The sequence below is a fragment of the Acinetobacter sp. SWBY1 genome (genome assembly GCF_002946595.1).
GTDB lineage: Bacteria > Pseudomonadota > Gammaproteobacteria > Pseudomonadales > Moraxellaceae > Acinetobacter > Acinetobacter towneri.
The window spans coordinates 1,410,371-1,425,068 of the sequence record NZ_CP026616.1; the positions used below are offsets into that span (position 1 = coordinate 1,410,371).

General features: G+C 43.0%; 16 protein-coding genes. 1 reads left to right on the forward strand and 15 read right to left on the reverse strand.

Features of this window, described 5'->3' with window-relative positions; genetic code table 11:
- From C3Y93_RS06745 to mazG, 8 genes are all read right to left on the reverse strand, one after another.
- Complete coding sequence (locus C3Y93_RS06745) at positions 1-270, reverse strand: HPr family phosphocarrier protein (RefSeq protein ID WP_026438354.1); 270 nt, start codon at positions 268-270, stop codon at positions 1-3.
- Complete coding sequence (rapZ, locus tag C3Y93_RS06750; protein ID WP_104852463.1) at positions 267-1,118, reverse strand: RNase adapter RapZ; 852 nt, start codon at positions 1,116-1,118, stop codon at positions 267-269. The genes C3Y93_RS06745 and rapZ overlap by 4 nt, the downstream gene beginning before the upstream one ends.
- 24 nt (positions 1,119-1,142) lie before the next feature.
- Positions 1,143-1,988, reverse strand: coding sequence for a pantoate--beta-alanine ligase (gene panC, locus C3Y93_RS06755; RefSeq protein ID WP_019836308.1), 846 nt, complete (start codon positions 1,986-1,988; stop codon positions 1,143-1,145).
- A gap of 1 nt (position 1,989) precedes the next feature.
- Positions 1,990-2,799, reverse strand: a complete 810-nt coding sequence (gene panB / locus C3Y93_RS06760; protein ID WP_004975120.1) for a 3-methyl-2-oxobutanoate hydroxymethyltransferase — start codon at positions 2,797-2,799, stop codon at positions 1,990-1,992.
- A 49-nt stretch (positions 2,800-2,848) separates the two neighbouring features.
- Positions 2,849-3,337, reverse strand: coding sequence for a 2-amino-4-hydroxy-6-hydroxymethyldihydropteridine diphosphokinase (gene folK, locus C3Y93_RS06765; RefSeq protein WP_104852464.1), 489 nt, complete (start codon positions 3,335-3,337; stop codon positions 2,849-2,851).
- On the reverse strand, positions 3,334-4,797 hold the full coding sequence (gene pcnB / locus C3Y93_RS06770) for a polynucleotide adenylyltransferase PcnB (protein ID WP_104852465.1): 1,464 nt from the start codon (positions 4,795-4,797) through the stop codon (positions 3,334-3,336). Before pcnB ends, folK begins: the two co-directional genes overlap by 4 nt.
- A gap of 129 nt (positions 4,798-4,926) precedes the next feature.
- Positions 4,927-5,394, reverse strand: a complete 468-nt coding sequence (locus C3Y93_RS06775; protein ID WP_104852466.1) for a ComEA family DNA-binding protein — start codon at positions 5,392-5,394, stop codon at positions 4,927-4,929.
- A 16-nt stretch (positions 5,395-5,410) separates the two neighbouring features.
- Complete coding sequence (mazG, locus tag C3Y93_RS06780; protein WP_104852467.1) at positions 5,411-6,172, reverse strand: nucleoside triphosphate pyrophosphohydrolase; 762 nt, start codon at positions 6,170-6,172, stop codon at positions 5,411-5,413.
- A 107-nt stretch (positions 6,173-6,279) separates the two neighbouring features.
- On the opposite strand from mazG, the gene C3Y93_RS06785 reads away from it, so the two are divergent.
- Positions 6,280-7,053, forward strand: coding sequence for an SDR family oxidoreductase (locus C3Y93_RS06785; protein WP_104853255.1), 774 nt, complete (start codon positions 6,280-6,282; stop codon positions 7,051-7,053).
- 92 nt (positions 7,054-7,145) lie between these two features.
- Here the strand turns inward: C3Y93_RS06785 and der are convergent, their stop codons facing one another.
- The 7 genes from der to pilW form a co-directional block, all read right to left on the reverse strand.
- Complete coding sequence (gene der, locus C3Y93_RS06790; RefSeq protein ID WP_004975107.1) at positions 7,146-8,558, reverse strand: ribosome biogenesis GTPase Der; 1,413 nt, start codon at positions 8,556-8,558, stop codon at positions 7,146-7,148.
- 218 nt (positions 8,559-8,776) lie between these two features.
- Entirely contained in the window at positions 8,777-9,925 is a 1,149-nt protein-coding gene (bamB, locus tag C3Y93_RS06795; protein WP_104852468.1) for an outer membrane protein assembly factor BamB, read from the reverse strand.
- Positions 9,925-10,626, reverse strand: a complete 702-nt coding sequence (locus C3Y93_RS06800; protein WP_104852469.1) for a YfgM family protein — start codon at positions 10,624-10,626, stop codon at positions 9,925-9,927. Before C3Y93_RS06800 ends, bamB begins: the two co-directional genes overlap by 1 nt.
- A 30-nt stretch (positions 10,627-10,656) precedes the next feature.
- A complete protein-coding gene (gene hisS, locus C3Y93_RS06805) occupies positions 10,657-11,952 on the reverse strand; it encodes a histidine--tRNA ligase (protein WP_104852470.1) in 1,296 nt (431 codons plus the stop codon).
- 3 nt (positions 11,953-11,955) lie between these two features.
- Positions 11,956-13,077 carry a flavodoxin-dependent (E)-4-hydroxy-3-methylbut-2-enyl-diphosphate synthase gene (gene ispG, locus C3Y93_RS06810; RefSeq protein WP_104852471.1) on the reverse strand — a complete coding sequence of 374 codons (1,122 nt, stop codon included), beginning with the start codon at positions 13,075-13,077 and terminating at the stop codon, positions 11,956-11,958.
- Between the two features lie 22 nt (positions 13,078-13,099).
- A complete protein-coding gene (locus C3Y93_RS06815; RefSeq protein WP_104852472.1) occupies positions 13,100-13,909 on the reverse strand; it encodes a helix-turn-helix domain-containing protein in 810 nt (269 codons plus the stop codon).
- On the reverse strand, positions 13,900-14,688 hold the full coding sequence (gene pilW, locus C3Y93_RS06820) for a type IV pilus biogenesis/stability protein PilW (protein ID WP_371971077.1): 789 nt from the start codon (positions 14,686-14,688) through the stop codon (positions 13,900-13,902). Before pilW ends, C3Y93_RS06815 begins: the two co-directional genes overlap by 10 nt.
- Positions 14,689-14,698: the final 10 nt, after the last annotated feature.

The window sequence follows — 14,698 nt, forward strand, 5'->3', positions numbered from 1 at the left end:
TTAATCTGCCTCGTAAAATTTTGCTGCAAACAGTGCTTGAATATCAGATAAAGCTTTTTCTTCATCTGCACCATCAATCACCAAGCGTAAAGTAGTTCCCTTGCCTGCACCTAACATGAGCAAGGACATAATATTTTTGGCATCAACCAATTTGTCGCCTTTACCAATTTGGATTGACGAACGAAATTTGGTGGTCACTTCAATCAGCTTCCCAGATGCCCGTGCATGTAAACCTAGTTTATTAATTACGTCAACAGTTGTGTCAATCATGACCAGTGCTTCATTTCTCGGTGTAAGACTTGAATAGACCATTTTGCCTCAAGTGCTTTTTTTAGTCTATCTACGATATAAACGGAACGGTGTTGCCCACCCGTACAGCCAATTGAAATGGTGATGTAGTGTCGATGTCCTTCGGCAAAGGCTGGCAACCATTTTTCTAAAAACTGATGGATGTCCTGAAACATTTCATGGGTTTGCGGACTTTGTTGCAAAAATTTCTGCACAGGTGCATCTAAGCCTGAATGTTTTCTTAGCTCCAAATCCCAATGTGGATTGGGCAAATGACGCACATCAAACACATAATCGGCATCTAAGGGGATTCCGTGCTTATAGCCAAAGGATTGTAAAATTACAATCAATTTGTCAGTTTGCCCAAGCTTAGACAACAACACATGTTTTAAATCATGCACGCTTTTGTCAGTGGTATCAATATGCACCGTAGAGCGGAACTGAATCGGCATCAACAAGTTTTTTTCTTCTTGAATACATTCATTCAAGCTTTTAAAACGGCTAGAGAGTGGATGCGGACGGCGTGATGCGCTAAAACGGGCAATCAATTCCTGATCTTGCGTGGTCAGATAAATAATATCGACTGAACCATGCTTTTGCAGTTGCTCAAATACCAAATCAAACTCTTGCAAGTCGGCACGGGTGCTGCGTACATCTACCCCCAATGCCAACTGCTCCAAGTTATTTTCCTGATCCAGTTTATCCACAATTTCGGGGAGCAATGCCAAAGGTAAATTATCAATACAGTAATAACCCAAATCTTCCAACACTTGTAATGCCGAAGATTTTCCTGAACCCGATTGACCTGTCACGATCAAAATACGTTTCATGGCATGCAACCCTTCTATTGCCAGCTATGCAGAATGTTTGACCTGCAAATTATCAATTAAACGTGTGTTGCCCAATTTTGCTGCAACGAACAACACCAGATCTTCACTAAATGCTTCAATTTTCTGCAATTCTGTTGTACGCGCCTCTACATAGTCCACAACAAAGCCTGCTGCTGTCAATGTTGCTTTAATATTCGCTAACACTTGTGACAAAGTTTCACCTTGCTGTAATGCTTGTGCAGCAGCCTTTAAACTTTGATAGATTGTCGGTGCAATTTGACGCTGTTCTGCGCTCAAATAACCATTGCGTGAACTGAGTGCCAAACCATCTGCCGCACGTACAATTGGCACACCAATCACCTCTAGCGGAATATTCAAGTCGCGTACAAACTGACGAATGACTGCCAATTGTTGATAGTCTTTTTCACCAAAGAAAGCATAGTTTGGCTGTACCATATTGAATAATTTGGTCACGACCACCGCAACACCATCAAAGTGTCCAGGACGCTGCAAACCACATAAGTCTGCCGTGATCTCGCTCACTGAAATATTGGTCAAACGTGGTTTGTTGCCATACATTTGCTCAACTGAAGGTGCAAAAATAATGTCGCAACCAACTTCTGCCAACAATTGACTGTCTTGGTCTAAAGTTCGTGGATAACTATCAAAATCTTCATTAGGCCCAAATTGAATTGGATTGACAAAAATACTGACCACCACCACATCACATATTTTTTTCGCTTCGCGCACTAAGGTTAAATGCCCTTCGTGCAAATTGCCCATGGTCGGAACAAAACCAATGGTTTTTCGTGCAGCGCGTGCAGGCTGTAATGAAGCCGCTAAGCCTTGAATTGTGGTTTCAGTTTTCATATTACAACTCGACTTGGAAAGTTTGTTCACGTGCTGGGAAAGAGCCATCTTGAACTGCAGCATGATAGGCTTTAAACGCATCCAAAATGGCAGTTTCACCCGCTTGTTCTTTCATAAAGTTACGTACAAATTTTGCGACACGACCAAAAGTCAGCCCCAGCATGTCTTGCACCACTAGTACCTGACCGTCAGTATCTGCGCCCGCGCCAATTCCAATTACTGGAATTTCAGGGAACAAGGCAGAAATTTCTTGACCTAGCTGAGCTGGCACACATTCTAATAATAGAATCGCCGCACCAGCTTCTACAACAGCTTTACAATCTGCAATTAGTTTGTCTGCAGCTTCCCGGGTACGTGCCTGTAATTTATACCCCCCAAATACATGCACCGATTGTGGCGTTAAACCTAAATGCACACAGACAGGAATACCATTACGAGTCAGTGTTGCAACGGTTTCACTGAGCCATGCACCACCTTCCATTTTGACCATTTGCGCACCCGCCTGCATCACCTCTTTGGAGCTTTGCAATGCATCATTTAAGGTGGCATAACTCATAAATGGTAAGTCAGTCAAAATAAAAGCGTGTTGATTACCACGACGCACCGCCGCAGTGTGATAAGCCATATCCGCCACGCTGACAGGCAAGGTTGAGTCACGTCCCTGAATAGACATACCCAAAGAATCACCAATTAAAATCGTATCAATTTCAGCAATTTCCATTGCTTTCGCCATGCTTGCATCATAGCAAGTTAAGCAGGAGAATTTTCGACCTTCCGCTTTAAATTTTCTGAGGTCACTTAAACTAATCATGAAAATATTCCTCTATGGAAAAAGCATCACGCATGCTTAATTTAAAACTTTATAGCCCTGCCCAATTGCCTGCATCCACAACAGTTAAGCTCGGATGTTCAAGCAATGGTGAGTGTTTTAATAATTGTCCTTTGACACTTAAGTTAGCATCTAAATCTAACAGCGGGATGACGACAAAATCACGTTCTAATACCCCTACATGCGGTACAGTCAGACGTTCATTTTGAATATTGGCATCAGCATAAATCAACAAGTCTAAATCTAGCGTACGCTCACCCCAATGGCGTAAACGTACCCGACCTGACTCTTGTTCAAAACGCTGTAATTCATCTAACAATGCCAACGCTTCAAGTTCGGTATCTAAACGTACCACAGCATTCAAATAATTAGGCTGATCTTGTGGTCCCATGGGTGGGCTTTGATACAGTTTAGATGTCTCCACTTGCCCTAGTGTTGCCAGTTTTTGCACCGCTTCAGTCAAAATTTGACGCGAATCGCCCAAATTACTGCCTAAACCAATATAGGTGATGTTGCTCATTGTGTTGGCCCAAAAATCACTTGGCTTAAATCACGTTGCACACGTTTACGTTTTAAAATTGGATGATCTGCACCAATACCTGAACTGCTTGCTGTAGCAGTCAATTGTGCTCGATTTTCTTCATACTGTTTGGCTTTACGGGCCCGACGACTACGAGGCTCAGGCTCATTCACCAAAGGTTCAATTAAATCAGTGGCATGTGTTGCTGGTGTCACATCAACAGGCTCTTGCGCTGTTTTACGGCGGCTCTTGGCTCGTAGTCGATTGTATTGAGCAATCGCACGTTCTTTTTCATCGGTGCTCATGAGTTGGTAGGCATCCCACCACTGTCCCATCCCTAAAGTCGAGCTATCACCTGCTTTTTCACGCAGTAATAAAAAGTCAAATCCTGCACGGAAACGTGCATGCCCAGACAATGCTTCAATTTGCTGTGGTTTCGGTTGCAATAAACGGGTTTGCATTTCCCAAACTTCACGAATAAAAGTTTCAGCAAAGCGCGGAATAATGGTACGTGTCGCCTGACGTTTTAGTACATCTAAACCAGCTTGTGCTCGCGCTTCGGCGGCCACTACACCTTTAGACAGATAAAAGTCACAACGCTCTAAAAATGGTTGCCACAACAGCACCGCATAGAAAAATGCAGGGTTGATGGTTTTACCAATCGCAATCCGTTGATCGGTATTTTTTGCTGCACGTTCAATAAATGAGTTGATGTCTGGTTTGATATCAGCAAATAACTGACGCCAAATACCAAACTCAATCAACATAGGCAGGACTTTGCTTAAATGTCCCATCGTAAAGAGTTTTTGCGACTCATCATATAAACGGTGTGGCGAAACATCACGCAATAACTGCGTCATTTCAGGCGTAAAAATTTTAAGAATTTTTAGATCAATATTGAAATTTAATTTGGCAGCGAAACGCAAAGTACGCAACATACGCACTGGGTCTTCTTCAAAACGCAAGGTTGGATCACCCAATAAGCGTAAGTTTCTGTGCTTAATATCATCTACCGCATTGCAAAAATCGAGTACGATGCCTTTGCGTGGCTGGTAATACAATGCGTTGATTGAAAAGTCACGACGAGCAAAATCTTCCTCTATTGTACCCCAGTTATTATCGCGCAGAATCATCCCTGCGGCAGACGTCACAGCTTTTTTGGGTGGTGCTCGGAAAGTGGCTACTTCAATCAACTCACGTCCTGCATAGACATGCGCCAACTCAAAACGTCGTCCAATAATTCGGCAACGTCGTCCGAAAACTTCTTTCACTTGTGAGGGGGTAGCATTGGTTACGGCATCAAAATCCTTCGGATTTAGCCCTAACATTAAGTCACGAACTCCACCACCGACGATATAGGCTTCATAGCCTGCTTTGGTTAAAGCATCTAGAACATCTAAAATGGAAGAAGGTAATTGAGCGGTAGATAAACCACATTTTGACGCGCGCAAAGTTTGCAAAAGACGCTGTCTCCTACGTCTGAACGTAAAACAGATAAGATGTCGCTAATCATATCTCTAACACAATCAAAGGGCAATTTGATTCACACGCTAATTTTGCAATGTGCGGTGCTAAAATTCTGCTTGCAGCTACAATGCCAACTTGTGTTTATTCTTGGCAAATAAGGCAGGCCCAATCCCTTTGACTTGCTGAAGTTCTTCAATACTTTGGAATTTTCCATTTTGTTTTCTGTATTCCACAATCGCTTGTGCTTTTTTCATACCCACCCCAGACAATTGCTGCAATTGTTCTAGTGAAGCACTATTTAAACGCACTTGATTTGTATGCGCACTTTGCTGAGTAGGACGCGCTAAATAATGTGCTGCGCTTGATGATGCGCTTTGAGTCGCACTTAAACGCTGATCTTGCGCGGCTTGCTGTGCTTTCCATTTTAAATAGTTTTGATCATAGCTGTGCCCATCCACCTGAGCAGGCTTGGACTGCACATTTTGTGCTGTACTCCATACGCTGATACTGCATAACAGCAATGCAAGCCAGCACTGCCATCCGAAAGAAAAAAAGCGAAAAGATGTTTTTAACTGCTGCGATATATTCATGTTGCCGCAAAACCTGTCATTCTAATTGTTGTTTTGCCTGCTCCCAAAGTTGATCCATTTCTTCTAAAGTCATATCTTCTATTGTTTTTTGTTGTAATTTGGCCTGATCTTCAATGTAAGCAAAGCGTGTTCTAAATTTATGAATCGTACCCAATAATGCCATCTCACTGGATAAGCCAAGTTTACGTCCAACATTGATTAAAGAAAACAAACAATCACCAAATTCATCCCGTATTTCGTCGGATTGTTGCTGCTGAATCGCCTGTTGTAATTCTTGCAATTCTTCTTCTAACTTACCAAAAGCATCTTGCACAGTATGAAAATCAAAGGCCAATTGTGCCGCATGCTGTTGAATTTGCTGTGCTTGCACCAAGGCGGGTGCGTGTTTCACTTCATCTAAACGGGACTTTGCTTTACCCTGTTTTTCTTGTTGTTTGATGGTTTTCCATAAGGCAGCCACATCTTCTGCGCTAAGCTGTGCAAACTGTTCTGCCTGAAACACATGTGGATGCCGACGAATTAATTTATCGCAAATGGCTTGTACCACATCTTGAAAATCAAATGCACCTTGCTCGCTATACATTTGTGCCTGAAACACCACTTGCAACAACAAATCACCCAGCTCATCACGTACATCATCCACCTTGCCTGAACGCACTGCTGCTTCAACTTCATAAGCTTCTTCAATTGCGTATTGAGTCAAACTTTCTGGGGTTTGTTTTTGATCCCACGGGCATTGTTGACGTAACTGTTGCATGATTGAAAGCAATTGCTGCATGGGTTGTTCCTTATTTCAATTTATTGCACGAATGCACCATTTTTTTGTTATGCTCAGACGGCAAGGACGATATGCACAACAAAAATAACATCAGGGAGCAAGTTCAAATGCACAGTATCTTGATTAGTGGCGCTGCACAAGGCATTGGTGCCGCAATCGCACAATTGTTTTATCAACAAGGTTACCGTGTCGGTATTTATGATATTCATCTCGCACAAGCACAGCAATTAGCAGAACAATTGGGTGAGCGTGCACATGCAGGTTTGCTTGATGTGGCAGACTATGCCAGTTGGCAAGCTGCGTTATCCGATTTTTGCCAATGGGCAGGTGAATTGAATATTTTGGTGAATAATGCAGGAATTCTCTACTCAGGCGCATTTGAAGACACACCCATAGAAGCGCATCATCGGACTATGGCAGTGAATGTGAATGGTGTATTAAACGGTTGTCATGCGGCTTTGCCTTATTTAAAACAAGCAAGTTTTGCACGGGTGATTAACCTGTCTTCGGCATCTGCGATTTATGGACAAGCCGATTTAATTTCTTATTCTGCTTCCAAATTTGCAGTACGTGGCATTACGGAAGGTTTAGATATAGAGTGGCAAAAATACGGCATTCGGGTCTTAGATGTCATGCCGCTATTTGTACAAACTGCAATGGTGAAAGATATGGATGCAGCCACCATTCAAAACATGGGCGTGCATTTATCGACAGAAGATGTCGCCCAGGTGGTGTATCAACAAGCGACGGTTAAAGATTCGATTCTGACCAATACGCATCGTGCGGTCGGTTTAAAAGCCAAAACCCTAATGCAACTTTCGAGTATTAGCCCACAATGGTTAAATCGTCTGTCGAATAGTTTGTTGGCGAAGCGTCATTAATTCTACATCTATCTATATTTAAATTAAGTTGCTCAAAAAAAATCCCGAATTTACATTCGGGATTTTTTATTAAACACGTCAAAGTTTAAGCCTTAGCCTCGCTTGAACTTCTTCTCGGCTTTCTTAAACTTCTGCACATAACGACGACGACGTGCGGCTGTGCGTTCATCCACTTGTGACTTACGTCCTTCAAATGGGTTTTCAGAAGTTTTAAATTCAATTTTTACAGGCGTACCTTCTAGCTTATAAACTTTACGGAACACGTTTTCTAAATAACGACGGTAATCTGCAGGTGTTTTATCGACCTTATTACCATGAATCACGATGGTTGGCGGATTCTGTCCACCCATGTGTGCATAACGCATTTTAATGGCGCGACCTTGCACTTTGGGTGGATGGTGTGCATCTGTTGCGTCATTCAAAATTTGCGTCAATTTGGCAGGTGACACTTTTAAGTGTGATGATTCATAAGCACGATGAATAGAAGGATATAAATCGCCCACGCCTGTACCATGCAAGGCAGAAATTAGGTGGATTTTTGCCCATGGAATAAAGTCAAAACGACGCTCAACATCTAACTTACATTGTTTGCGATCATATTCGGACATATTGTCCCATTTGTTAATCGCGATCACCATGGCACGCCCTGCTTCAAGCGCATAACCAATTAAGTGTAAATCTTGCTCGACAATACCATCACGCGCATCCACCACAATCACCACCACGTGTGCATCTTTCATGGCTTGCAAGGTTTTCACAATCGAGAATTTCTCGATCATTTCATCGACCTTACCTTTACGACGCACACCTGCAGTATCAATTAAGGTGTATTTACGTTCATTACGCTCAAACGGAATATAGACTGAGTCACGTGTCGTACCCGGCTGATCGTATGCCACTACACGTTCTTCGCCCAATAAACGATTGACCAGTGTCGATTTACCCACGTTTGGACGTCCAATAATGGCTAAACGCAAACCTGTGTCTTGATCGTGTGCATCTGGGTTTTCATCTTCAGGAACATCTGCCAAAACGTCTTCCAGCATTTGCTGAACGCCTCGACCATGACTGGCAGCCACTTGCAATGGCTCGCCCATACCCAGCTTAAAGAACTCAACCAAAGCGGCTTCGGCATGTACGCCATCTACTTTGTTCGCCACCAAGAATACTTTTTTGCCCAAAGTACGCAATTCACGCGCAATTTGCTCATCCGATGCCAACAAGCCTGCACGTGCATCGACCACAAAAATGATCATATCGGCTTCGTGAATGGCTGTTTTAGATTGTTCAGCCATGTAAGAGTCGATGCCACCTTCACTTTCGCCAATACCGCCAGTATCGACCACAATGAAAGATTTATTTTGATAGGTTGCATCACCATATTTGCGGTCACGTGTCAGACCTGCAAAGTCAGCAACAAGTGCATCACGGCTCTTGGTAATCTGGTTAAACAGCGTTGATTTTCCGACGTTCGGACGACCAATGAGCGCAATTACGGGTTTCATAGATTAACCTTTATTCAAGATCAGTCAGTTTCAATGGTCTGTACATCCGAAACTGTGGAAGAAAGAACAGAGTATGGATGTTGGGTTCAGCGTTGCGACCACGCAAACGACAGAGAGAACATCGACCACTCTATTAAATAAAAACACGGGGCATTGATGATTCAATTACCCCGCGTAAAAATACGGACAACTATTTTAGCATAAAAGTCAGAACAAAATTAGCGGTTCTGCCAAACGCTTAATGCGCCCTTTTGCGTTGCGACATAGAGTTGATTGTCAATTACACGCAATGAACGGACTTCGCCATTGGTTTTTGAACGTCCAACCAGTTGCCCTGAGCTTGGATCAATGAGGTGTAAAACACCATCTAAATCACCGACCACTAAATATTGTCCAAACAACACAGGATTAGATAAACGACGGTTGAGCAAACTGTCATTTTCCCAAAGTGCTTGTCCTGATGTGATTTCGTAAGCTGCAATTTTACCATCTGCAGTGCTGACAAATACACCATTCCCCGCAACTTCTGGACGTTTGGTACTGCTTGCATCTTCACTCCAAATCACTTGTTGTGAAGCCAAGTCCAATACGGTGACCTGACCTTGGTAGCTTGTGGTCACCAAGAATTGACCAGCAACCACTGGGTCGCCATCAATGTCATTTAAGCGTTGAATGTCTGAACGGCCTTCACTAATGGCAACGCGGCGCTGCATACGTGGTACGCCTGTAACAATATCCAGTGCATAGACATAGGCATTTGCAGAAGCAATTAGCACAGTACGTGAATCGAGCGCAACAGGTGCCGCCATACCACGTAAGCTAAATTGCACATTTGGCAAGTTGTAAGTCCAAACCAATTGACCTGTTTCGGCATTGTGTGCATATACCGTGCCGTCATTACTTACAGTCACCACACGACCTGCCTGAATTAACGATGGCGCAAGAATTGCACCTGTTAACTGTGCAACCCACTTTTGCTCACCTGTTTGCTGATCTAAAGCAAACAATTGACCTTTACTGTTTCCTGCAACCACAATGCCTTCAGCAGCATTGACACCTGCAGTTAAGCCTTGCTTAGACACTTGTTTTTGCCAAAGACGCTGCTTGCCTTGATAGGCTGCCATCTCACCTTTAGGATCAACAGTATAAATTACCCCGTTTTCGGCATCTAATTGCAGGCGTAGTGGATCGGCTGATGTAGTCGATGCAACGCTTTGTGAAAATACAGGAACTAGACTTTGTGCTTGCTCAAGTTTTGGCAGTGGATTTGGCTTAACTTCTGCAACTTTAATTTTATTGGTAGAACACCCCACTAAAGCGAGGGTTAAAACGGTCAGTGCAAACGGTATTTTATACTTTCTATTCATTAGCTCTCATCCACTTGTGTTTCTAATACTGGGCGTTCAATTTCAGGATCATCCACCAAAACACCAACACTTTCGAGTTTTATTTGTAAAATTTGACGTTCTTGTTTACGTTCCACCAAAGTATCCCATGCACTTTGATACGCTTTTTGGGCATTTTCACGGTCATTTTTCGCGACATAAACATCGCCACGCGCTTCATCTGCAGTCGCTTTAAATGCAGGATCAGTCACCGCGGCCAAACTTTGAATAGCTTCATCGTATTTCTTTTGCGCCAACTGTGCATAAGCCAAACGCAACTTAACCAATTGCACTAAGCCTTGGTCTTTTACTTTAGAGTTTTCAACTTTCTTTAAGGCTTTTTCTGCGGCAGCAAAATCTTGCTGATCGTAAGCGAGTTTAGCCATTAAGAATTGAGTTTGAATAGCTTGCGCAGAGTCTGGCGCTTCTTTCACAATTTTATCGGCAGTTGCAGACAATTGACTAAAAGCATCAGGATTCGCTTCTGTGTTACGTGCATCATCCATCAGTTGCTGCACTTTAGCAGTATTCATTTGATGCTCAGCCAAGTTTTTTTTCTGCCAATATTGCCATCCGAAAAAGGCAATCAACGCAATTAAAATCCCGCTAATAATGGCCGAGCCATACTTTTTCGCAAACGATTTTAAACTATCAAGTTGTTCGTCATCACTCAATGCGCTCATTGGATTACCCTTTTCCTTATGTTATTTGGCTTATTGTGAAGAAAATTTTTCAATGATGAAAGGCACAATTTCAGCAACAGCGACTGCAGTTTGCTCGGCAGTTGCCAAAGTTTTGACTGCCAATTGCTGTGCTTCCGCTTCGCGCTCACCATAAATCAATGCGTAGATTGCACCTGACTGATCGGCTTTTTTCATTTGGCTTTTCATTGAACCTTGTGAACCGACTTTCAGGCGAATTTGGCTGCCTGCCTGTTCCAACTGGTCACGAATTTGCTCAGCCAAAACCAAAGCCTTGCCTTGCGTATTTGGGTCTGCCAACAAGAACACTTCACAATCACGTACTGGTGTATTGTCTTCGACTTGCTCAAGTAGCAACAACAAACGCTCAATACCCATGGCAAATCCCACGGCAGGTACAGACTGATCTGCTTTGCCTTTCAATTGCCCAACCAGACCATCATAACGTCCACCTGCACAGACTGTGCCTTGTGAACCTAAATGCGTAGTTGTCCATTCAAATACTGTTTTGTTGTAATAATCTAGACCACGTACCAATTTTTGATTAATTACAAAATCAATGCCTGCATCTGTTAAATATTGCTGTAATTGGGCAAAGTGATTCAGCGTATCTTCACCCATAAAATCATGCAATTTTGGAGCATTTTCTAGGATGCTTTGCGTTTTAGCATCTTTCGAGTCCAAAATACGCAGTGGGTTAGTACTTAAACGACGCTGTGAATCTTCGTCTAAATCGGCTTTGTGCGCTTCCAAAAACTCAACCAAAGCGGCACGATACGCTGCGCGCTCATCCGACTCACCCAGCGTATTCAACTCTAAGCGAACTTTATCGGCAACGCCCATACGTTTCCATAAACGCGCAGTCATTAAAATAAGTTCGGCATCCATATCTGGTGTTGCAACGCCAAAAGTTTCTACACCAAATTGGTGGAATTGACGATAACGACCTTTTTGCGGTTTTTCATAACGAAACATTGGGCCGATATACCACACGCGCGGTGTCGCGCCACGCAGTAAATTGTGCTCTAACATGGCACGTACACAGCCCGCAGTACCTTCAGGACGTAAAGTCAAAGACTCTGGCGGATTGCCTTTGTCCAAGAAAGTGTACATTTCTTTTTCAACGATATCGGTCGCATCACCAATTGAACGCTTAAACAAATTGGTTTGCTCGACCATTGGCAAACGAATTTGTTGATAACCATAAGCATCCATTAGTGATGCTAAATGTTGCTCTAGACGTCTCCACGCAGGAGTTTGCGTAGGTAGAATGTCATTAAAACCTTTGATTGCAACAATTGAACTCATGTCTTACTCAGAAAAATTTGTACGAATAATCTCTTTAGATTTAGCTTCTTCAAGCTCTGTCACACGTTGACGAACCATGCTTTCGATTTCATCAACAAGTTGGTTGGTATCAATTAAATGGCTTTTTTCACCATTTCGATATACCAACGAACGTGGACTTGCACCCACGACACCAATATCCGCCTCTTTGGCTTCACCTGGGCCATTCACTTTACATCCAATAACCGATACATCCATAGGCGTGCGGATATCTTCCAAACGCTCTTCCAAAGCCTGCATCACAGAAATCACATTAAATTCCTGACGTGAACAGCTTGGGCAAGCAATGAAGTTAATGCCGTTTGAGCGTAAGCTTAAAGATTTAAGAATATCAAAACCAATTTTGACTTCATCTTCAGGTTCTGCCGCCAATGAAATACGCATGGTATCGCCAATGCCTTCCATGAGCAGACCACCCAAAGCAATTGCTGACTTAACCGTACCTGTACGGTAAATGCCTGCTTCAGTTACGCCTAAATGTAATGGATTATCAATTTGTTGTGACAACAGGCGGTAAGCATCCATGGTTAAAAACACATTAGAGGCTTTGACTGAAACTTTAAATTCATGAAAGTCTAAGCGATCTAAAATATCAATATGACGCATGGCAGATTCTAGCAATGCAGCCCCTGTTGGCTCACCATATTTTTTCTGAATGTCTTTTTCTAGCGATCCTGCATTTACACCAATACGCATGGAAATATCGTGATGTTTTGCAGCAGCCACCACTTCACGAATTTTAGCTTCTGAGCCAATATTCCCTGGGTTAATACGCAAACAATCTGCGCCAGCATCGGCAACGGCCAAAGCAATTTTATAGTCAAAGTGAATGTCTGCAACTAAGGGTACAGACACTTGCTTACGAATTTCACCAAATGCAGCTGCGGCTTCCATTGTTGGCACAGAAACACGCATGATGTCTACACCCGCATCCACACAACGCTGGATTTGCGCCACAGTCGCAGCTACATCACAGGTTTCTGTATTGGTCATACTCTGAATACTAATGGGTGCATCACCACCGACATAAACAGAACCCACACGAATTTTACGGGTCGGACGGCGTTGAATTGGATTCACAATCATGATATCGCTCTACCTTGCTGCATTATCGAGACAAACGGAATTCGGCTTTTCCGTTTACAGTATATGGCGATAATGAAATCGACTCATTGTTCAAACTTAATGACACAGCAGTGGCATCATCTAAACGAATTTGGAATGGGGCTTCACCTTGTAAATTTAAAGTTGATGCCTGACGTCCTGTTGCCAATACATTGCCTGCAGAGTCGACAATATGCACTGAAGTTGGACGTGCGAATTGCAAATTCAATTGATCACCTGAAGCAAGTGAGGTTGTGCCAACCGTTGCATTGTCTGAAATGATTTGCACATCAGATTGCAGCACTGCAATTTCAGGTTCAGCAGTGTCTTGACTAGAAGACATCCAGTTCTGAATCAATGCCACCAAAGCCCACAGTAGCAACAAGACAACAATCGCAATGGCGATACGGGTCAGCCACTTCTTATTACGATCACGGTTGGAACCAGGCAGCTTCCCCATAATTTTGATGGGTGAATTGTTCAAGGCATGGTTGGGCAACAGACCTGTATCGTTGGCATAAATTTCATCAAAACGCTGAATAATCGCAGAAGCATCGACCTGCAAATATTTGGCATAGGTACGATAATAACCTTTAATAAAGGTTGCTTCTGGCAAGGCAGTATATTCATCCTGCTCAAGTGCAGTCAGTGTTTTCAATGGAATTTTCAAATCTTTTGAAACATCAGCCAGATCGCGTTTTTGATTCACACGAATTTGACGAAGGTACTCACCTGGACGTTGAACATTTCCTAATGCATGGGGTACCTGATTGCTCCCCTGTGATGGTTGCGGTGAATTAGGATTTACTTCCATACGGCCTCAGTACTGTACTGTAATTGCAAATAACGTTGGTATTCTTGGCTATTGGGAAATAATGCACGCAGCTGGTTCACTAAAACCTGAGTTCCCAATTGATCGCCATTGGCACGTGCTAAACGAATCCCTATCCATAAGGCACGCGCACCCTGATTTTTTTGCCCGACCGCACGTACAAACTGTTCATACAATTGTCGAGCGGGTGCAAATTGTTGTCTTAAATATAAAATTTCAGACAACTCTAACATTGAAACATAAGAATCGCGATTGGCTTGCAAGGCTTGTTTGAATGACTTTTCGGCATTCTCTATATCGCCTAATTTCAAGTAAATACGACCTACATTTTCCAATGCTCTAAAGCGTTGATCATAACCCAGTGTTGCACCTGCAATACTGAGCTGCTCAATCGCATCATTATAGCGTTCTACTTGATATAAATACGTACCATAGTTGTTACGCGCTTGTGCATTTTTTGGGTCAGCGGCAATGGCACGCTTAAAATACGCATCGGCTTTTTCTAAATTCAGCTTGCTGCCTTCTTGTTGCAGCAACACGCCCATCATCATATTAGCAGTGGAATCACGTGAATCGCTTTCCAAAGCTTGATCAAGTGCGCGTTTGGCTGAGTCTAAATCGCCATTTTTTAAGTATTCTGCTGCCAACTGCGTACGTACTTGCACCGCTTTTTCAGGGTCTTTTTGCCCTAAGGTTGGAGCTGTGGTTTGACAAGCTGCAGCAAAAATTGCCGAAATACAAACAGTTGTAATTTGTGCGATTTTAAATACA